Source organism: Modestobacter italicus (genome assembly GCF_000306785.1).
In the GTDB taxonomy this organism is placed as follows: domain Bacteria; phylum Actinomycetota; class Actinomycetes; order Mycobacteriales; family Geodermatophilaceae; genus Modestobacter; species Modestobacter italicus.
Window position 1 is genome coordinate 5,478,303 of record NC_017955.1, and the last position, 19,971, is coordinate 5,498,273.

Sequence of the window (19,971 nt, forward strand, 5' to 3'; positions counted from 1 at the left end):
TAGTTCCCGGCGGGCCCTCCCGCACGTACTTCGGGCCCGGGCGTGCGCCGCGCCGCGGGACGGCTCAGCCGGCGCGGACCCTCAGCGGCAGCAGCAGCTCCGCGATCCAGCTGAACACCGCGATGAGGAAGCCGCCGAGGACCGCCGGGACGATGCCGTCGACGCTGAACCGGTCGGAGAGCGCGGCGGTGATGCCCAGCAGCGCCGCGTTGACCACCAGCAGGAACAGGCCGAGGGTGAGCACCACGAACGGCAGCGACAGCAGCCGCAGCACCGGGCCGATGATCGAGTTCACCAGCGCGAACAGCAGCGCCACCCACAGGTAGGTGCCCGCCTCGCCGTAGCGCCCCCCGGCGGTGTCGACGCTGATGCCGTCGACCAGCCGGGTGACCGCGTAGATGATCACGGCCAGCACGACGACGCGTACGACGAACTTCCCGATCGCGGCCATGACGGCACGGTAGCGCCCGTTGATCACGATCACCTGGACGTCGTCCGGGACCGGCTGACGGGAACAACTCCCCCGTCCCGCTGCTTCTACTCGGTGCCGGTCCGGACAGACCCCCGGGCTCCACCCCTTCGTCGCTGCGAGCGACCACTCGCCGAGAGGCGGCTGACGGACCGGCCATCGCGCGCCCCGTCGGGATCACAGCCCGGCGGGGCGCTGCGCTGCCCGGGTGCGGCCGCCGCCTTGTGCACACTGGGCGGGTGGCCAGCCCGGAGATCGCGGAACGCCGTGGCCTGCGCGGCGGGCTCCGCCGGCTCCCCCGGGCTGCCCTCGCCCGGACCGCCCTGTTCGTCGTCCTGCTGGTCGCCGGTGGAGTGGTGGCGCTGCTGGTCGACGTCCCCAGCGTGGCCGCGCTCCGCGGCTGGCTGGACTCCCTCGGTACGGCGGGCTGGGTGGCGCTGGTGCTCGGGCTCGCACTGGCCACCCTCGCCCCGGTGCCGCGCACCGCGCTCTCGGTGCTCTGCGGGGTGCTCGCCGGGTTCTGGGGCGGCCTCGCCCTGGCGCTGACCAGCGGGGTGCTCGGCGCGCTGGTCGGGTTCGCGCTGGCCCGCTCGCTGGGCCGCGAGACGGTCACCCGGCTGGCCGGGCCGCGGCTGGCCCGCGCCGACGAGCTGCTGGCCCACCGGGGTGCGGTCGCCGTGCTGATGGGCCGGCTCATCCCGATCACGCCGTTCACCCTGGTCAGCTACGCCGGCGGGCTCTCCGGCATCCCGCTGCGCGCCTACCTGCTGGGGTCGGCGGTCGGGCTGGTGCCGGGCACGGTGCTGCACGTGACCATCGGGGCCACGGTCGGCGCGGCCGGTGACGGACCGGTCCTGCTGCTCAGCCTGGTCCCGCTGGTGCTGGCGCTCGTCGCGCTCCTCCTGGTGCACCGGTGGCACGCCCGCCGCCGCGCGCAGGACCCGGTTCCCGTCGACTGACGTCGAACACGTGTTCGAGAACTCTGCTAGCCTCGTCGACGAGGACGCAGCGGGGTCTGACGTCGTCTGCGGCTCTCTAGCGCCCGCGCTAGAGAGGGCCAGACGAGGCTCGACCGTCCGCTCCATGCCGTGGTCTAAGCCTGTCTATCGCCAGCGCTAGAAGACCGCATAACCTGCACGACATGGACCCCGTGCGGAACCCGTACGCCCCCGGTGCCGGGCAGCGGCCGCCCGAGCTGGCCGGCCGGGACACCGAGCTCTCCGCCTTCGACGTCGTCCTCGAGCGCATCGCCCGCGGCCGGCCGGAGCGTTCGCTGGTGCTCACCGGGCTGCGCGGGGTGGGCAAGACCGTGCTGCTCAACCAGCTGCGCTCCGCGGCGATCAGCCGGGGCTGGGGCACCGGGAAGATCGAGGCACGGCCGGACCAGTCGCTGCGCCGGCCGCTGTCGGCCGCGCTGCACATGGCGCTGCGCGAGCTGCGGCACCCCGACCAGGAGTCCACCGACGCCGTGCTCGGCACGCTCAAGGCCTTCGCCCAGCGCCAGGCCCCGGCCGACGCCAAGGTGCGCGACCGCTGGCAGCCGGGCATCGACGTCCCGGCCAGCGCCGGCCGGGCGGACTCCGGCGACATGGAGATCGACCTGGTCGAGCTGCTCAGCGACGTGGCCGGGCTCGCCGCCGACGTCGGCAAGGGCGTCGCGCTGTTCATCGACGAGATGCAGGACGTCCAGCCCGACGACGTCTCGGCCATCTGCGCCGCCTGCCACGAGCTCTCCCAGCAGGGCTCCCCGCTGATCGTCGTCGGGGCGGGCCTCCCCCACCTGCCGGCCGTGCTCAGCGCCTCGAAGAGCTACTCCGAGCGGCTCTTCCGCTACCTGCGGATCGACCGGCTGGACCGGGCCGCCGCCGACCGGGCGCTGCTCGCCCCCGCCGAGCGCGAGGACGTCGAGTTCGACACCGCCGCCCTGGACGCGCTCTACGCGGCCGCCGACGGCTACCCCTACTTCGTCCAGGCCTACGGCAAGGTGACCTGGGACGTCGCCGCCTCCTCCCCCATCACCGCCGCCGACGTCGCGATGGCCGCCCCCGCGGCGGAGGCCGAGCTGGCGGTGGGCTTCTTCGGCTCCCGCTACGACCGGGCCACCCCCGCCGAGCGGGAGTACATGCACGCCATGGCCGAGCTGGGCGGGCCGACCGGGGCCGCGGTCGGCACCTCCGACGTGGCGGTGGCGCTGGGCCGCAAACCGGCCTCGCTCTCCCCCGCCCGGGACTCGCTGATCAAGAAGGGCCTGGTCTACTCGGCCGAGCGGGGCCAGATCGCCTTCACCGTGCCGCACTTCGGCCGCTACCTGCTCAGCCACGCCACCGACTGAGGACGGGAGCTGCGATGCCGGTCTGGCTGGAGGCGGGGCTGTGGGGGCTGCTCGGCGGCGCGGCGCTGGTCATCGGGGCCGCGGTCGCCTGGTTCGTGCGGGTGCCGCCGGCGGTGGTGGCCTCGGTCATGGCCTTCGGCTCCGGGGTGCTCATCTCCGCCGTCGCCTTCGACCTGATGGAGGAGGCCGCCGACACCGGCGGGCTGCTGCCCACCGCGGTGGGCTTCCTCGGCGGCGCGAGCGCCTACCTGGCGGCCAACGCGCTGCTCGCCGCGCGCGGCGCCCGGCACCGCAAGCGCTCCGGGGGCCAGCAGCCCTCCGAGAGCGAGCAGGCCGGCAGCGGCACGGCCATCGCGGTCGGGGCGCTGCTCGACGGCATCCCGGAGTCCGTCGTCCTCGGGGTGGGGTTGCTCAGCGGCGGCTCGGTGAGCCTGTCGGTGCTGGCTGCGGTGTTCATCTCCAACGTCCCCGAGGGCCTGTCCAGCGCGGCCGGCATGAAGCGCAGCGGCCGGTCGGCCGGCTACGTCTTCGGGGTGTGGACGACGATCGCGGTGCTCAGCGGCGCGGCGGCGCTGCTGGGCTACGTCTCCCTCGGGGGTGCACCGCCGGAGGTCGTCGCGGTCATCACCGCGGTCGCCGCCGGCGCGATCCTCACCATGATCGCCGACACGATGATCCCCGAGGCCTTCGAGCGCACCCGGACGTGGACCGGGCTGATCACCACGGTCGGCTTCCTGGTCGCCTTCGCGATCGACCGGGCCTAGGTGCAAGGTGTCCTGGTGAGCACCCCAGCCGACGTCCGCACGCCCGAGGAGATCAGCGTCCCGGTGCAGGGCGGTGACCTGGCCGCCCTCTACTGGGCCGCGGACGCCCCCGGCGCCCCGCTCGTCGTGCTGGTGCACGGCATCACCGGCAACGCCATGGTGTGGGGCAAGGTCGCCGCGGAGCTGGCCGGCGGGTGCGAGGTCGTCGCCCCGGACCTCCGCGGCCGGGCCCGCAGCGCGGGGCTGCCCGGGCCCTACGGCCTGTCCGCGCACGCGGCCGACCTCACCGCGCTGCTGGAGCGGTTCGGGGCCGACGGCGAGGCCGGGGCCGACGCCACGGTGCTGGTCGGCCACTCGATGGGCGGCTTCGTCGCGGCGCTGGCCACCGCCGGCTCGGCCCGCGACCTGGTGCACGGGCTGGTGCTCGTCGACGGCGGCCTCCCCTTCGCCGTCCCGCCGGCGGCCGACACCGACGACATGCTCGCCGCCTTCCTCGGCTCGTCGCTGGAGCGGCTGGACCGCTCCTTCCCCGAGCTCCCGGCGGTGCGCGCGTTCTGGAGCGAGCACCCGGCGGTCGGCCCGTGGGTCGGCGACCCGGCGGTGGCGGAGTTCCTGATGCGCGACCTCACCGGCAGCGAGCCCGACCTGCACAGCGCGGTGGTGCACGAGGCGGTCCGGGTCGACGGCGCCGACATGCTGCGCAACGAGGCGGTGCTGGAGGCGACGACCGACCTGCCGGTGCCCGCGACCCTGCTCTGGGCGACCCGCGGCATGGCCGGCGAGGTGCCCGGTCTCTACGACGAGGTGCGGTTGGCCGGGATGGGCCTGCACGACGCCCACGTCACCGCCCGCGAGGTGCCGGACACCGACCACTGGTCGATCCTGTGGACCGAGCAGGGCGTCGCGGCCGTCACCGCGGCGGTGCGGGCGGCAGCGGCCCGCACCCCGCTCAGCTGACCGCGGGCCGCCCGCCGTCCATCGGGTGCGCCCGGACGGCGAGCAGCGCGACGTCGTCCTCCGCGCCGTCGGCCAGCAGCACGGCGAGCAGCCCGTCGCACAGCTCCTCCAGCGGCTCCGCCGCCAGGGCCCGCACGGCGGCGCGCAGCCGCTCCCGGCCCTGGTCCAGGTCGCCGGTGCGGCGCTCGAACAGCCCGTCGGTGAACAGCAGCAGGGTGCTGCCGGGCGGGACGACGGTGAGCCCGTCGGCGCGCGCGCCCGACCAGCCGATGCCCAGCGGCGGGCCCACCGGCCCGGTCAGGTCCACGACCTCACCGTCGGCCAGCAGCAGCAGCGGCAGCGGGTGCCCGGCCGAGGCCCACCGCACCCGGCGCAGACCGGCCACCCGGTCGTCGTCGTCCTGCTCGACCCGGGCCACCAGCGCGGTCGCCAGGGTGTCGACGCCCAGGCCGACGACCGCCAGGTCGACCCGGCTCATGACGTCGGCCGGGGCGTCCTGCCGGTCGTAGGCGATCGCCCGGACCAGCGTCTTGAGCTGGCCCATGACCGCGGCGGCCTCGAGGTCGTGGCCCATCACGTCACCGATGACCAGCACGGTGGCCCCGTCGGGCTGCAGGAACGCGTCGTACCAGTCGCCGCCGATCGACACGTCCTGCACCGCGGGCCGGTAGCGCACCGCCAGCTGCAGGTCGTCCGGCTGGACCGGCGGGGAGAGCAGGCTGCGCTGCAGCCGCTCGGCCACCCGGCTCTGCGCGGTGGTCAGCCGGGCGTTGTCCAGGGCGAGGGCGGCCCGGCGGGAGGCGATCTCGGCGGTGCGCAGCTCGGCGTCGGTGAACGCGCCCCGCTCGGGCCCGGTGACCAGGGTGAACGCGCCGAACGGCTCGCCGCGGGCGGTGAGCGGGAAGGTGGCGACCGCGGTCGGCTGCAGCGGCGCCAGCGCGTCGCGGGCCGCCGGGGTGGTCATCGCGACCACCTGCTCGTCGGTGAGCGCCTGGATGACCACCGGCCGGCCCTCGCGCAGCGCGGTGGGCACGGGCGCGCTGGCCCGGTTGGTCGTCGCGCGGAGGTCGGCGTAGCGGTGCATCGCCGCGGCCATCGCCGGGTCGGCGTGCGCCCGGCCGAGGTCCCGCCGCCGGCCGTTCTCCACCACGCTCACCAGGCACCAGTCGGCCAGCAGCGGGACCACCAGCTCGGCGAAGCGCTGCACCGCCTCATCGGTGTCGGAGGTGCTGGTCATCGCCTGGCTGATGTCGCCGAGCAGCATCAGGTGGCGGCCGGCGAGCTCGGCGGCGGTCGCGGCCGCCTCGGCCTCCCCGGCCGCCAGCTCGCGGGCGGTGACGGCCTCCTCGCGGGTCCGCTCGACCTCGCGCCGCGCCGTGACGTCGTCGTAGGTGACGACGAGGCCGGCCTCGGTGCGGAAGGCGTCGACCTGGAACCAGATGCCGAGCGGGCCGAACCAGGCCTCGAACCCGGCCGCGCGGCCGGTCTCGGCGACCCGCCGGTAGTGGTGCTCGAAGGGGCTGCCGACGGCCTCGGGGAACTCCTCCCACACGACCGCGCCGGTGAGCTCCGCGACGGTCCGGTCGAGCAGGCGCGCGCCGGCGGGGTTGATGTAGCTGAACCGCCACTGCTGGTCCAGCACGAACAGCGGGCGGGCCATCCCCTCGACCGCCGACATCAGGACGTCGGCCGCCACGGCCCCGCCCACCCCGGTCACGGCACCACTGTGCCGTATGCCCGGCTACCGGGGGTCGACCTCGGGCTCAGGGGCCTTCGCGGCGTGCTCGTCGTCGAGCATCGTCGCCTCGTCGAACGGGCGGTTGCCGGCGAGCACCTGGTCGAGCTGCTCCCGGTCGAGCTCCTTGGTCCAGTGGGCGATCAGCACGGTGGCGATGGCGTTGCCGGAGAAGTTGGTGACCGCCCGGGCCTCGGACATGAACCGGTCGATGCCCACGATCAGGCCGACGCCGTCGAGCAGCTCCGGCCGGTGCGAGGACAGCCCGCCGGCGAGCGTGGCCAGCCCGGCCCCGGTGACCCCGGCCGCGCCCTTCGAGGCGATGATCATGAAGACCAGCAGCCCGATCTGCTCGCCCAGCGACAGCGGGTCGCCGAGCGCCTCGGCGATGAACAACGAGGCCATCGTCAGGTAGATCGCCGTCCCGTCCAGGTTGAACGAGTAGCCGGTCGGCACCACGATGCCGGCCACCGGCTTGGAGACCCCGACGTGCTCCATCTTCGCGATCAGCCGGGGCAGCGCGGTCTCCGACGACGACGTCGAGACGATGAGCAGGAACTCCCGGCCCAGGTACTTCAGCAGCTTCCACACGTTGACCCGGGCGAAGACCCACAGGACCGTGCCGAGCACGCCGAAGACGAAGATGACGCAGGTCGCGTAGAAGCCGAGCATCAGGACGGCGAGGCTCTTCAGCGCGTCGACGCCGGTGGCCCCGACGACGGCGGCGATGGCACCGAACGCACCGATCGGCGCCACCCACATGATCATCGCCAGGATCCGGAAGACCAGCCGCTGGAAGTGGCCGACGCCGCGCAGGATGGGCTCCCCCGCCGCGCCCATCGACTGGATCGCGAACCCGACCAGCAGGGCGATCAGCAGCGCCTGCAGCACCGAGCCCTCGGTCAGCGCGGAGACCAGCGTGGTCGGGATGAGCCCCAGGATGAACCCGGTGGTGCCGCCCTCCCCCTCGCCCTCGGTGGCGAGGTCGGCACCCCGGCTGCGCAGCTCGTCGGTGAGCTGCAGCCCGTCGCCGGGGTGCAGCAGGTTGCCGACGACCAGCCCGATGGCCAGCGCGAAGGTGGACATCAGGACGAAGTAGCCCAGCGCCAGGCCACCGACCCGGCCGACCTGGGCGGCCTTCCGGATCGAGCCGATGCCCAGCACGATCGTGCAGAAGATGACCGGCGAGATCAGCATCTTGATCAGCGCGACGAACGCGTCACCGAGCCACTTGAGGCCGACCGCGAAGTCCGGGAAGACCAGGCCCACCACGATCCCGAGCGCGACGGCGGCGATGACCGACAGGTAGAGGAGGTGCGTCCGGTCGCGGCGGCGGCTCGGCGTGCCGGTGTCGGTCCCGCCGTCGTCCCGGGGTGAGCTGCTGGTGGCCATGGGGGTGATCCTCGCGCGGCGGCCACGGCCCGGCCACAGGACCCCCACAGACGACGGACGGGGGAGCAGGGCCGCCCGGAGGCGGTCCCGCTCCCCCGTCCGGGGTGCTGGGTGGTTCTAGTGGGCCATCACGATCGACAGGGCGCCGGAGCCGTAGCCGGCCACGTCCACCTTCAGGTCGATCCGGTTGAACGCCGCGGCCAGGCCGGCGATGTCCCCCGGGACGGACTCCCCCGGCGCGTACAGCTTGTACAGCTTCGAGTGGTTGATGCCCTCGCCGTTGAACATCGACGCGGCGATGTTCACCACCTCGTAGACCGCCTCGAGGTGCATCGGGTAGAGCTCGCCCTCGTCGATCGCGTCCTCCAGCCCGCCCTTGGGGAGCAGGGCCAGCGCGCCGGCCAGCCAGGCGGCCAGCCGGATGTCGAGCAGGCAGAGCGCGGTGGTCGCCATCGTCGGGTCGACGTAGACGGCCACGGCCGCCTTCGCGTTCAGCGACACCGGGTCACCCGGGGAGACCGTGACGTCCTTGCCGAACAGGCTCTCCAGCAGGTCGCGGACGTCCTTGGGCGTCGGCAGCACGGCCGGCAGGACGGCGGTCACGAGATCACCCCGTCCAGGGCTTCCTTGAAGGTGTCCTCGTTGAACGGCTTGGCGATGAGGAACATGGCGCCGGCGTTGGCCGCCTTGGCCCGCATCTCCGGGGAGCCCTCGGAGGTCACGAAGCCGAAGGGCACCTGCGAGCCCGACGCACGCAGCGCCTCGAGGCACTCGATGCCGCTCATCTCGGGCATGTTCCAGTCCGACAGGACCAGGTCGGGCGACTCGGCGCCGACCATCTCGAACGCCTCCCGGCCGTTCTCGGCCTGGATGATGTCGTGGTCGTCGTAGCCCGCCTGCCGGAGGGTGCGGATCACGATCTGCCGCATGACACGGCTGTCGTCGGTCACCAGGATCTTCACTGCGGCACCTCAGTTCCGCTCGGGTGCGGGGCGGTGCCCTGCACGGTGATGGTCAGGAAGTCCCCTCGCCACTGACCGACGAGGGCACAGACGTCGTCCAGCCGGCCGCGCGGCGGGGCCGTGCCGATCCGGGGGAGACCCAGCCGGGACTCACCCGGCAGGACGCTCTTGATGTTGCCGCCGAGCACGTTGGCCAGCTCGCCCAGCGCGTCGGCGACGTCCTCGTCATCCACGACCGCGGGCGGGCGGGACATCAGGACGTTCTCGGTGAGCGCCCGGGCGGTGGCGGGGGAGCAGGTGAGGACGACGGAGCCGGTCCACGGCCCGACGATGTCCACCCAGGCGCTGACCACCTCCGCCGGCGGGGCGACCGGGACGGGCACGAACGCCTCGCCGTCACCGACCAGCGAGGGCCAGACCTCGTCGGCGATGCTCTGCACCGTCGCCGGGTCCAGCAGGGTCGAGACGGGCTGCGCCTGCGTCTGCGCGGTGGTCACGCGGTCACCTGCTCGGGGAGCAGGCCGAGCAGCGCGAGCTTGTCCCGCAGCGCGTCGGCCGTGAAGGGCTTGATCAGGTACTCGTGGGCGCCGGCGGCCAGCGCCTTGACGATCTGACCCGTCTCGCTCTCCGTGGTCACCATCATCAGCGTGACCTGGCGGTGCGCCGGGTTGGCCCGGACGGCGAAGACGAACTGCAGCCCGTCCATCACCGGCATGTTCCAGTCGATGCAGCAGAGGTCGGGCGTCCAGCCCTCCTCCAGCACGTCGAGGGCCTGACGGCCGTCGCCGGCCTCACGCACCTCGTATCCGAAGTCCTTGAGGATCGTGCCGACGATGCGCCTCATGGCACGGGAGTCGTCGATCACCAGAGCTCTCATCTCAGGCTCCCTTCCGTGGGCGGTACGCGGAGCCGCGGCCGAGGACGACCCGCTCCCAGTTCTCGTCGACGCCGAGCGTCGTCTCCGCGGCCCCCAGGAACAGCCACCCGTCGGGGCGCATGAGCTGGCGGACGCGGCCGAGGATCGCCTGCTTGGTGGGCAGGTCGAAGTAGATGAGCACGTTGCGCAGGTAGACCACGTCGAACGGGCCCATCCGGGGCAGCGGTGCGGCGAGGTTGCACTCGCTGGCGGTGATCATCCGGCGCAGGGCGGGGGCGATCTCCCACTCGTTGCCCGCCCGGGTGAAGTGCCGCACGAGCATCGAGGCCGGCAGCCCGCGGTTGACCTCGAGCTGGCTGAACCGGCCGGCACGGGTGCGCTCCACCATCTGCCGGGACAGGTCGGTCGCGGTGATCGACACCCGGGTGGCGGCGTTCGGCAGCGCGTCGGACAGCAGCATCGCGACCGTGTAGGCCTCCTGCCCGCTGGAGCAGGCCGCCGACCAGATCTGCAGCCGCTCGTCCGGGCGCCGGGCCGCCACCAGCTGGGGCAGCACCGTGCCGGTGAGCGCGGTGAACGGGTCGCCGTCGCGGAACCACGACGTCTCGTTGGTGGTCAGCGCCTCGACGATCCGCCGGGTGGTGGCCGCGTCGGGGCGGCTGCGGACGCTCTCGACCAGCTCGCTGACCCCGGACAGGCCGCGCTGCTGGGCCATCGGCAGCAGCCGGGCCTCGACCAGGTACTCCTTGCCCGGTTGCAGGACGATCGCGCTCTCGCGGTGCACCAGCTGGCGCACCCAGTCGAAGCTCGTGGCGGTGAGGGTCATCGGAGTCCTCCGGCTCGGGCGGCCGCGAAGGCGGCCGCGGGTCGGGGGGTGGGGAGCAGGCGCAGGACGGCCTCGGCCACCCGGCCCAGCGGCACGACCTCGTCGGCGAAGCCGGCCTGGGTGACGGCGCCGGGCATGCCCCAGACCACCGAGGTGGCCTGGTCCTGGGCGATGACACTGCCGCCGGCCTCGCGGATCTGGCCCGCGCCGACCCGGCCGTCGGAGCCCATCCCGGTGAGGACGACGCCCAGCACGGCGCCGTCGTAGGCGGCCACCGCGGAGCGGAAGAGCACGTCGACGGCGGGCCGGCAGAAGTTCTCCGGCGGCGCCTGGTTCAGCGCCGTCCGGCGGGCCGCACCGCTGCTGCCGATGGTCAGGTGGAAGTCGCCGGGGGCGATGTGCACGGTGCCGGGCAGCAGCGGGGTGCCGTCGGCGGCCTCCACCACGGTCAGCGCGCAGAGCCGGTCCAGCCGCTGGGCGAACTGGCGGGTGAAGACGGGGGGCATGTGCTGCACCAGCAGCACCGGCACCGGCAGCGAGGCCGGCAGCAGCGGCAGCACCTTGGTCAGCGCCTCGGGTCCGCCGGTCGAGGAGCCGATCACCAGGACGGCGGGCTCCTTGGGCGCGCGGGCGCGCGGCGCCGGCGGCCGGACGGCGACCGGCGCCGCCGCCGGGGCGGCCGTGGGGCCCCCCGTCAGCGGTCGGCCGGTGAGCGCCTTGATCTTCGGGGTGAGCTGCTGGCGCACGCTCTCCATCGACTGCGCGACGCTGCCGACGTTCGCCGGCTTGGTGACGTAGTCGTTCGCGCCGGCCGACAGGGCGTCGAGGGTCGCCGAGGCGCCGCGCTCGGTCAGCGTGCTGAACATGATGATCGGCACCCGGTTGCGGGTCGCGCGGATGGCGCGGACCGCCTCGATGCCGTTCATCTCCGGCATCTCGATGTCCATCGTGATCAGGTCGGGCTTCAGCTGCTCGAGCTTGGCCACGGCCAGCCGGCCGTTCGGCGCCGTCCCGACGACGGTGATCATCGGGTCCTCGGAGAGGACGTCGGTGACGATCTTGCGGACGACGACCGAGTCGTCGACCACCATCACCCTGATCTCGTTCACGCGTTCCCCCGCAGCCGATGGTCCGGCCGGTGGCCGCTCCCCACCTCTATCGGCACCGGCCGCCGGGGTCTTGAGCCCGACTGCGCGGGAGCTCGGGCGTCACCCCACGGGCGGGAGCGACCTGCCCGTCACCATCTGCCAGGGGGCGCCGAGGACGGCCAGCGACTCCTCGTCGAGCAGGTCGCCCATCGCCAGCCCCTGCACGCAGCCGGCCAGGGCGTTCCACACGCCCTCGGCACCGTCCCGGGTGGTGAAGCCCGCCGCCCGGAACGCGGACACCGCGACCAGCTGCGCCGCGGCGAGCGTCCGGGTCCGGCCCGAGACGTGCGCGGCCCACGAGGCCCCGTGCATCGCCGCGGCCCACGGCCGGCGCTGCAGCCGGGTGGCGTCGACGGCGAGCCGCCAGCGGCGCCGGCCGGCGTCGTCCAGCGCCCGCAGGTCGCCCAGCAGGTCGGCCAGGGCCGGGGCGGCCGGGCCGAGCTCGGGCCGGGGGAGGGGCTCCCACGCGGCGACGGTGGCGTACGGGCCGGTGAGCTGCTGCCGCACCGGGTCGGGCAGCGCGTCAGCGGCCCACCAGCCGGTCGCGGCGTCGGCCAGCACGTCGGCGGCGAGCGCGGCCACCGCCGGGTCCAGGTCGGCCACCACCGCGTGCTCGGGTCCCAGGACGTCGTCCCGGACCAGCCGCTCCAGGGCCGGGGTGTTGCCGATGGTGCCCTGCTCGAGCAGGGTGACCAGCCGCGCGGTCCGGTCGGGTGCGCCGCTCCCCGGGTCGCCCACGTCCCGCAGCTGCGGGACACCGGTGGCGGCCAGCTCGTGGGCCCGGCGGGCGCGGACGGCCAGCTCGGCGCGCTCGGCGGCGGGCCGCCCGGCCGCGGCGTGCCCGCCGGCCAGCCGGTGCAGGGTGCGGGCGTCGGCGCCCAGGCCGGTCAGCAGGACGTCGGCCACCCGCTCCCCCGCGGGCAGGCGGACCAGGTCGAAGCCGAGCGTCGCTGCGCTGACCAGGGAGTAGGGCACGTCGCCTCCAGGGTGGGTGGTCGGTCGATCGTGCGGGGCGCCTGCGCGGAACGCCACGCGGCCGTCACCCGCTCGCTGGACAGCGAGAGGACGGCGACCGCGTGGCGCTGTCGGTGCGTCAGTGCCCGATCACACTGCGTCGAAACACGTCACTCAGAAGGTGAAGCGGGCGACGCTCCCGCGCAGGTCGCTGGCCATCCGGGACAGCTCGTCCACGGCCTGCCGGCTCTGGCTCAGCGCCTGGGTGGTGCTGTCGGCCGCCGTGGAGACCCCGGTGATGTTGGCCGCGATCTCGGTCGACCCACCCGCGGCCTCCTGCACCGACCGGGACATCTCGTTGGTGGTGGCCGTCTGCTCCTCCACCGCGCTGGCGATGGTCAGCTGGTAGTCGTTGATCGACCCGATGACCGTCGAGATCCCGGTGATCGCCTCGACCGCGCGGGTCGTGTCGCCCTGGATGGCCTCCACCCGCCGGGCGATGTCCTCCGTCGCCCGCGCGGTCTCCTGCGCCAGCTCCTTGACCTCGTTGGCCACGACCGCGAAGCCCTTGCCCGCCTCGCCGGCCCGGGCGGCCTCGATCGTGGCGTTCAGCGCGAGCAGGTTGGTCTGCTCAGCGATGCTGGTGATGACCTTGACCACGGCGCCGATCTCCTGGGAGGAGGTGCCCAGCGCGGTGATGGTCCGGGTGGTGGCCTCCGCCTCGGTGACCGCCTGGGCGGCGACCCTGGCCGCCTCGTTCGCGTTCTGGCTGATCTCCCGGATCGAGGCGCCCATCTCCTCCGCACCCGCGGCGACGGTGCCCACACTGCGGGACACCTCCTCGGCGGCCGCGGACACGACCCCGGACTGCACCGAGGTCTCCTCGGCCGAGGCGGCGATCTGGCTGGAGGAGGCCGACAGCTCCTCCGAGGAGGCGGCCACGGCCTCCGCGGAGGCGGCGATGGTGGCCATGAGCTCGCGGAGCGTGGTGACGGCGTCGTCGAGCGAGGCGCCCATGACCCCCAGCTCGTCCCGGGTGCGCAGCCCGCTCCTGGCGGTCAGGTCACCGGCGGCCAGCGCGTCGGTGACGACCTTCACCCGGCCCACACCCCGCGCGATCCCCGCGGCCACGACGTACCCGACGCCGAGCGCCGCCAGCACGCCGACCACCAGCACGGTGAGCATCAGCGTGCGCGACCGCGTCGCGGAGTCGACCGCCGCGGTGGCGGCGGCACCGGCGGCCGCCGTCTCGGCCTCCCGCACCTGGCCGAGGACCTCGGTGGCCTGGGTCAGCAGCAGGTTGGAGTTGTTGGCCTGCACCCAGCCGTTGACGTCGTCGGCCGTCGCGAGCGGGACGAGGGTGCCGGCGGAGAAGGCCGCCCACTCGTCGACCAGCGCCGCGGCCTGGTCGACACCGTCCTGCTGGTCCGGGGTCAGGCTGGTGCCGGCGAAGGCGTCCTCGTGGGTCTGGTACTGCTCCAGCGAGGTGGCGATCGCCTCGACGGCCTTCTGCGTCGCGGCCGGGTCCACCGCCAGCACCGCGTTGCGCGAGCTCACCCGCAGGGTCTGGACGTCGTCGATCATCGCGTCGATCGACACGACGCCGGCGATGTTCTCGTCGTAGAGGCCCTGGGTGGTGTCCGACGCCGAGCCGAGGGCCACGGTGCCCACGACACCGATCGTCGTCGCGACGGCGGCGGCGGTGGCGACCGCGGTGAGGACCTTGGTCCGCACGGGGCGGTCGCCCCACCAGGCGCGGCGGGGGGCGGGGGACGACGGCGAGGACATGGGTGGTCTCCAGGTCGGGAGCGGGGGTGGACCGAGGCGGCCGGACGGCGCACAACCGTTCCGAGTGAGTCTCGGAATGGTCGTCGAGGCCATTCTCGGCAGCTCTCCGGATTGGTTCACCAGAAGTTCACCGACGACCGAGAAGCATCGGTGAGCGGGCGCTCCCACCGCTTTGTCGACATCCCCGGGAAATGGTCACTGCAACCATTCTGAGTCGTCCCGGAATGCGCCGCGGCCGCCACTCCGCCCGGGGAAGGGGGCAGAGCAGCGGCCGCGGTGGTCAGTGCGGACCCCGTCAGGGGTCCTCTCAGTAGGTGAAGCGGGCCACCGTGGTGCGCAGGTCGGAGGCCATCCGGGAGAGCTCGTCCACGGCCTGCCGGGTCTGCCCCAGCGCCTGCGTGGTCGAGGACGCCGCCGTCGACACCCCGGTGATGTTCGTGGCGATCTCCGTCGACCCGCCCGCAGCCTCCTGCACCGACCGCGACATCTCGTTCGTCGTCGCCGTCTGCTCCTCCACCGCACTGGCGATGGTCAGCTGGTAGTCGTTGATCGACCCGATGATCTCCGAGATCCGCCCGATCGCCGACACCGCACCCGAGGTGTCACCCTGGATCGCCTCCACCCGCCGCGCGATGTCCTCCGTCGCCCGCGCCGTCTCCTGCGCCAGCTCCTTGACCTCGTTCGCGACCACAGCGAAGCCCTTGCCCGCCTCGCCGGCCCGCGCCGCCTCGATCGTCGCGTTCAGCGCCAGCAGGTTGGTCTGCTCCGCGATCGAGGTGATCACCTTGACCACGTTGCCGATCTCGCGGGAGGAGTCACCGAGCTTGACCACGGTGGCGTTGGTGGTCTCCGCCTCGGCGACCGCCTGGGCGGCGACCCGGGCCGCCTCGTTGGCGTTCTGGCTGATCTCGCGGATCGAGGCCCCCATCTCCTCGGCACCCGCGGCGACCGTGGCCACGTTGCGGGACACCTCCTCCGCCGCGGCCGAGACCACCCCGGACTGCGCCGAGGTCTCCTCCGCCGAGGCCGAGATCTGCGCCGAGGACGCCGACAGCTCCTCCGACGCGGCGGCCACGGCATCCGAGGACGCGACGACCGCGGACATCACCGAGCGCAGGTTCTCCTGGGCCGAGGCGAGCGAGGCGGCCATCCGGCCGATCTCGTCGCGGTCGCGGACGGTCGGGAGCACGGTCAGGTCGCCGGCCGCCATGGCCTCGACCGAGGTCTGCACCGAGCGCACCGTGCTCAGGATCCGGCGGATGACCAGCAGCGCGAGGCCGGCGGCGACGAGCAGCCCCACCACGGCGGTGATCACCACGATCCGGACGGCCGAGCTGACCGCGGCTTCCGCGTCGTCGTTGCGCTGCGCGGCGACGTCGGCCTGGGCGATGCCCTCGTCCTCGAGCGCCTGGGAGAAGGTGCTGATGATCTCGGCGGCGGTGTTCTTGTAGAGGAAGCCGAAGGTGGCCAGGTCGCCGGCGTCGGCGGCGGGCACCATCTGCGTCTGGTTGAGCTGCACCAGCTGCTGGAACGTGGACTCGAAGGTGTCCCAGGCCTGCTGGTCGACGATGAAGGGGGAGTAGTCGTCCGACGCCGTCTGCAGGTCGGCCAGCTTCTCCTGCGCCTGGCTGGTGATCTCCGGCCGGTCCGCGACGGTGTAGACCGGGTACTGCAGGACCCGCGACCGGTAGGCGGCGACCGCCCGCTGCACCGCCGCCAGCGAGTTCAGCGGCTTCAGGTTCTCGGTGTAGATCTCCTCCTGCACCGCCCGCATGTCGTGCATGCGGGCGATCGACAGGACGTTGGTCCCGAGGACGACGACGGCGAGCAGGGTGAGGACCGCGCCGATCTTGACGCCGATCGACCGGTCGGCGAACCACCCCGACCGCCGGGTGGGGAGGGCTGCGTTGCTCATGTGCGGGGGACCTATTTTCTTCAGGAGCCGACGGCGCGGTTGACGTCGAGCGCGAGCAGGAGCTGACCGGAGAGCTTGTAGGCGCCGCGGATCAGCTCGCGGGCGGTGCCGTCCATGGTGTCCGGGGGCGCCTCGAAGTCGCGCAGGTCGACGTCGACGACGTCGGCGATGCTGTCGACGAGCAGGCTGACCGCCTCACCGTGCAGGCGGACGACGATGACGACCGGCTCCTCGCCGGCCGGGCGGGCCGGGCGGCCCAGCCGCTCGCGCAGCTCGATGGCGGTGACCACCTGGCCGCGCAGGTTGATCAGGCCGGCCACGGCGGGCGGGGCCAGCGGCACCCGGGTGATGCTCTGGCTGCGGAGCACCTCCTGCACGTGCTCCACCTCGACGCCGAACAGGTCGCCGTCGAGCCAGAAGGTGGCGAGCTGGCTGGTGGCCGGCATGGCACGGGTGGTGGGGCGGGCCACGGTGTCGGTGCTCATGTCAGACCTCCATCAGGTGGGCGGTGTCCAGGCCCAGGGCGGGCGGGGCCGCGTAGAACATCGGGTCGGCGGCGAGGATCGCGGCGCGGACGTCGAGCAGCTCGGTGACCCGGTCGCCGATGACCGCCGAGCCGAGCAGGCCCAGGTCGTCGATGTCGCTCTGCACCGCGGCCTCGCCGTCGACGATGTCGAGGATCTCCTCCACGACGATCGCGACGCTGCGGCCGTGGTCGGCGTAGACGATGACCTCCAGGACCTCGCGCTCGGAGTCGCCGAAGGCGCCCAGGTGCCGGTCCAGCCGGACGATCGGCAGGATCGCGCCGCGGTACTGCACGACCTCGCGGGAGCCGACCCGCTCGACGGTCTCGCTGCGCACCTGCTCCAGCCGGGTGACCGTGTCCAGCGGGATGGCGACCCGGCGCCCGCCCCCGATGGCGGCCAGCAGCATCCGCTGCCGCTCCGAGGTGGTGGCGGTCGCCGCGGCGGCGGCGAGCCGGTGCTCCTGGCGTTCGGCGCTCTCCGCCCGCAGCGCACGCCGGGCCAGCGCCTGGACGTCGAGGATGAGCGCGACCGCGCCGTCGCCGAGGACGGTCGCCCCGGAGTACAGGCCGATCGACTTCAGCTGACCGCCGACGGCCTTGACCACGATCTCCTCGGTGTTGATGACCCGGTCGACGACGAGGCCGAACCGGCGCCCCTCGGAGCTGAGCACGGCGATGACCACGTGCCCGTCGTGCCGGTCGGAGGCCAGCCCCAGCACGTCGGCCAGGTGCACCAGCGGCAGCAGCTCGCCGCGCAGGCGGTACACCGAGGCGCCGCCGACGTCCTCGACCGCGGCCGCGGCCTTCTCGGCGTCCAGGGCGACGAGCTCCTGCAGGCTGATCTGCGGGATCGCGTACCGGTCGCCGGCGCACTCGATGGTGAGCGCCGGGACGATCGCCAGGGTCAGCGGGATGCGCAGCCGGGTGCAGGTGCCCTGACCGGGCACCGACTCGACCTCGATGGTGCCGCCGATCGACTCGATGTTGGTCTTCACCACGTCCATGCCGACCCCGCGGCCGGAGACGTTGGTGACCGCGGCGGCGGTCGAGAAGCCGGGCAGGAAGATCAGCTGCAGCACGTCGGCCGGGGTCATCCGGGCCAGCGCCTCGGCGGTGACCAGCCCGCGCTCGACGGCCTTGGCGCCGACCCGGGCCGGGTCGATGCCGCCGCCGTCGTCGGCCACCTCCACCACGACCTGCCCGCTCTCGTGCCGGGCGCGCAGGGTCAGCACGCCCTCGGCGGGCTTGCCGGCGGCGACCCGGGCGGCGGAGGGCTCGACGCCGTGGTCCACGGAGTTGCGGACCAGGTGGGTCAGCGGGTCCTTGACGGCCTCGAGCAGCGTCTTGTCCAGCTCGGTCTCCCGGCCGACCATCTCCAGCCGCACGTTCTTGCCGCACTGCAGCCCGAGGTCGCGGACGACGCGGGGGAGCTTGGACCAGATGTGGTCGATGGGCTGCATGCGCGTCTTCATGACGCCCTCCTGCAGCTCGCTGGCGATCAGGTTCAGCCGCTGCGAGGCGCGGACCAGGTCCTGGTCGGTCTGCCGGCCCACGTACTGCACGATCTGGTTGCGGGTCAGCACCAGCTCGCCGACGAGCAGCATGAGCGCGTCGAGCAGGTCGACGTCGACCCGGATGGTGCTGTCGGCGACGGCGCGGCGGCCCGGCTGACCACCGGCACCCGGCTCACCGTGCTCGGCGACCGGCTCGGGCGCGGCGGCCACCGGTGCGACCGGGACCTCGACGACGGGTGCGGGGAGCTGCTCGATCGCGGGGACCGGTGCGGGGGAGGGGACGACGACCGCTTCCACCACTGCCTCGACGGGTGCCTCGACGGGCGCCGCCACGGGCTCCTCGACGGGCTCCTCGGCGGGCTCCTCGGCGGGCACGTCCTCCAGGGCGGCGCTGATCAGCAGGACGGTGCCGGCGACCTCCACGGTCCCCTCACCGCCCGAGGCCTCGATCGCGGCCAGCAGCGCGCGGATGGTGTCGACCATCTGCAGCAGGGCGTCGGTGCGCCGCGGGTTCAGCTCGAGCGCGCCGTCCCGCAGCCGGGAGAGCAGGTTCTCGCCGACGTGGGCGACCTCCTCGAGCCGGTTGAAGGCGAGGAACCCGCTGGTGCCCTTGATGGTGTGGATCGTCCGGAAGATGCTCGAGAGCCGGTCCCGGGAACGGGGGTCCTGCTCCAGGGCCACCAGGTCCTGGTCCAGCTGGTCGAGGTTCTCGTGGCTCTCCACGAGGAACTCCTCGACGATGTCGTCCAGACCTTCCACGCCTGCCTCATCCCCTTGGTGCGCGCTGTCGGGCTCACCCCGCTCAGCAACTGGTTCTTCGGCACGCTCTCCCACCATTCCAGCCGGGAGAACGACGCGCGCCGACATTTGTCGAATACATCGATGAGGCGCGAAGAATGGTCATGAATGGTCAAGTCGACTTCTTCGCGCACCCAGCGGTGTTCTCGACCCCATCGGCAGCGCCGGAGGGGACCGTGACCGCGGATGGGGCGGCTGCGCCGGCTGGGACGCCTGGCGCCGTGGCGTTCCGTCAGCTACGGAATGCGCGGGAGGTCAGGCGGAGAGCGTGCCGACGAGCCGCTCGAGCACCGCGCGCACCCCGGCCAGGTCCTCGACCCGGTGCCCGGCGGCGGTGTCGCCCGAGCCGACCTTGATGCTCTCGCCCCCGGCGCCGAGTGCGCGGAACGCGTCCTCGTCGGTCACGTCGTCGCCGAGGTAGAGCACCCCGGCCGCACCCAGCTCGTCGCGCAGCCGGAGCAGCGCCGAGCCCTTGTCGGCGTCGGTGACGGCGAGCTCGAGCACGTCCTTGCCGGGCTTCGCGGTCAGCCCCGCGGCGGCGCCGGGGCCGGCGGCGGCGTCGGCGAGCAGCCGCTGCGCGGCGGCGCGGTCGGCGACGGTGCGCACGTGCACCGCGGCGCTGGCCGGCTTGACCTCGAGCCGGGCGCCCGGGACGGCGTCGACCAGCGGGGCGAGCGCGGCGGCCAGCGCGTCCCGGCGGCCGGCCAGCTCGCCCGACAGCGGCCCGTCGAACTCGGCGCCGTGGCTGCCGACCCAGCGGAAGGGCCCGGTCAGCCCGCTGGTCCGCCGGAGGTCCTCGACCCCGCGGCCGCTGACGAGCGCGACGGTGACGCCCTCGACCGCGGCCAGCCGGCCGAGCAGCGCGCCGATCCCGGGCTCCAGCACCGCCGCCGCCGGGTCGTCGCGGAGCCGGGCCAGCACGCCGTCGTAGTCGCTGGCCAGCAGCAGCGGGCGCCGCCGGGCCAGCTCGTCCAGCGCCGCACCCAGCCCGGCGTCTAGCGCTGCGTCCGGCAC

General features: G+C 73.8%; 19 protein-coding genes. 4 read left to right on the forward strand and 15 right to left on the reverse strand.

Going from position 1 to position 19,971, the window contains the following annotated elements:
- Positions 1-64 precede the first annotated feature (64 nt).
- A complete protein-coding gene (locus MODMU_RS26075) occupies positions 65-451 on the reverse strand; it encodes a phage holin family protein (protein WP_041797747.1) in 387 nt (128 codons plus the stop codon).
- Between the two features lie 257 nt (positions 452-708).
- Here MODMU_RS26075 and MODMU_RS26080 point away from each other — a divergent pair, with 257 nt between their 5' ends.
- The 4 genes from MODMU_RS26080 (at position 709) to MODMU_RS26095 (ending at position 4,522) form a co-directional block, all read left to right on the forward strand.
- On the forward strand, positions 709-1,428 hold the full coding sequence (locus tag MODMU_RS26080) for a TVP38/TMEM64 family protein (RefSeq protein WP_014743431.1): 720 nt from the start codon (positions 709-711) through the stop codon (positions 1,426-1,428).
- Between the two features lie 182 nt (positions 1,429-1,610).
- The gene (locus MODMU_RS26085) at positions 1,611-2,801 is read left to right on the forward strand and encodes an ATP-binding protein (protein WP_014743432.1); all 1,191 of its coding nucleotides are present in this window, start codon (positions 1,611-1,613) and stop codon (positions 2,799-2,801) included.
- A 14-nt stretch (positions 2,802-2,815) separates the two neighbouring features.
- Entirely contained in the window at positions 2,816-3,565 is a 750-nt protein-coding gene (locus MODMU_RS26090) for a ZIP family metal transporter (RefSeq protein WP_014743433.1), read from the forward strand.
- Between the two features lie 15 nt (positions 3,566-3,580).
- Positions 3,581-4,522: an alpha/beta fold hydrolase gene (locus MODMU_RS26095; RefSeq protein WP_014743434.1), complete on the forward strand. Its 942-nt coding sequence runs from the start codon at positions 3,581-3,583 to the stop codon at positions 4,520-4,522.
- On the opposite strand, the gene MODMU_RS26100 is transcribed toward MODMU_RS26095, so the two are convergent.
- From MODMU_RS26100 to otsB, 14 genes are all read right to left on the reverse strand, one after another.
- On the reverse strand, positions 4,515-6,239 hold the full coding sequence (locus tag MODMU_RS26100) for a SpoIIE family protein phosphatase (protein WP_014743435.1): 1,725 nt from the start codon (positions 6,237-6,239) through the stop codon (positions 4,515-4,517). The two genes, MODMU_RS26095 and MODMU_RS26100, sit on opposite strands and share 8 nt — an antisense overlap.
- 24 nt (positions 6,240-6,263) lie before the next feature.
- Positions 6,264-7,649, reverse strand: coding sequence for a C4-dicarboxylate transporter DctA (locus tag MODMU_RS26105; RefSeq protein ID WP_014743436.1), 1,386 nt, complete (start codon positions 7,647-7,649; stop codon positions 6,264-6,266).
- A gap of 117 nt (positions 7,650-7,766) precedes the next feature.
- Positions 7,767-8,252 (reverse strand): hypothetical protein, encoded by a 486-nt coding sequence (locus MODMU_RS26110; RefSeq protein WP_014743437.1) that lies wholly within the window; start codon positions 8,250-8,252, stop codon positions 7,767-7,769.
- On the reverse strand, positions 8,249-8,611 hold the full coding sequence (locus tag MODMU_RS26115) for a response regulator (protein WP_014743438.1): 363 nt from the start codon (positions 8,609-8,611) through the stop codon (positions 8,249-8,251). The genes MODMU_RS26110 and MODMU_RS26115 overlap by 4 nt, the downstream gene beginning before the upstream one ends.
- Positions 8,608-9,108: a chemotaxis protein CheX gene (locus MODMU_RS26120; protein ID WP_014743439.1), complete on the reverse strand. Its 501-nt coding sequence runs from the start codon at positions 9,106-9,108 to the stop codon at positions 8,608-8,610. Before MODMU_RS26120 ends, MODMU_RS26115 begins: the two co-directional genes overlap by 4 nt.
- A complete protein-coding gene (locus tag MODMU_RS26125; RefSeq protein ID WP_014743440.1) occupies positions 9,105-9,488 on the reverse strand; it encodes a response regulator in 384 nt (127 codons plus the stop codon). The genes MODMU_RS26120 and MODMU_RS26125 overlap by 4 nt, the downstream gene beginning before the upstream one ends.
- Position 9,489: 1 nt before the next feature.
- A complete protein-coding gene (locus MODMU_RS26130; RefSeq protein WP_014743441.1) occupies positions 9,490-10,314 on the reverse strand; it encodes a CheR family methyltransferase in 825 nt (274 codons plus the stop codon).
- On the reverse strand, positions 10,311-11,423 hold the full coding sequence (locus MODMU_RS26135) for a protein-glutamate methylesterase/protein-glutamine glutaminase (RefSeq protein WP_014743442.1): 1,113 nt from the start codon (positions 11,421-11,423) through the stop codon (positions 10,311-10,313). Before MODMU_RS26135 ends, MODMU_RS26130 begins: the two co-directional genes overlap by 4 nt.
- 99 nt (positions 11,424-11,522) lie before the next feature.
- Positions 11,523-12,437: a hypothetical protein gene (locus tag MODMU_RS26140; protein ID WP_014743443.1), complete on the reverse strand. Its 915-nt coding sequence runs from the start codon at positions 12,435-12,437 to the stop codon at positions 11,523-11,525.
- Between the two features lie 153 nt (positions 12,438-12,590).
- Entirely contained in the window at positions 12,591-14,204 is a 1,614-nt protein-coding gene (locus MODMU_RS26145) for a methyl-accepting chemotaxis protein (RefSeq protein WP_014743444.1), read from the reverse strand.
- Between the two features lie 307 nt (positions 14,205-14,511).
- Entirely contained in the window at positions 14,512-16,119 is a 1,608-nt protein-coding gene (locus MODMU_RS26150) for a methyl-accepting chemotaxis protein (RefSeq protein WP_014743445.1), read from the reverse strand.
- A gap of 20 nt (positions 16,120-16,139) precedes the next feature.
- Complete coding sequence (locus MODMU_RS26155; protein ID WP_014743446.1) at positions 16,140-16,604, reverse strand: chemotaxis protein CheW; 465 nt, start codon at positions 16,602-16,604, stop codon at positions 16,140-16,142.
- A 1-nt stretch (position 16,605) separates the two neighbouring features.
- Positions 16,606-18,918: a chemotaxis protein CheA gene (locus MODMU_RS26160; protein ID WP_014743447.1), complete on the reverse strand. Its 2,313-nt coding sequence runs from the start codon at positions 18,916-18,918 to the stop codon at positions 16,606-16,608.
- A 294-nt stretch (positions 18,919-19,212) separates the two neighbouring features.
- Positions 19,213-19,971, reverse strand: a complete 759-nt coding sequence (gene otsB / locus MODMU_RS26165) for a trehalose-phosphatase (RefSeq protein WP_014743448.1) — start codon at positions 19,969-19,971, stop codon at positions 19,213-19,215.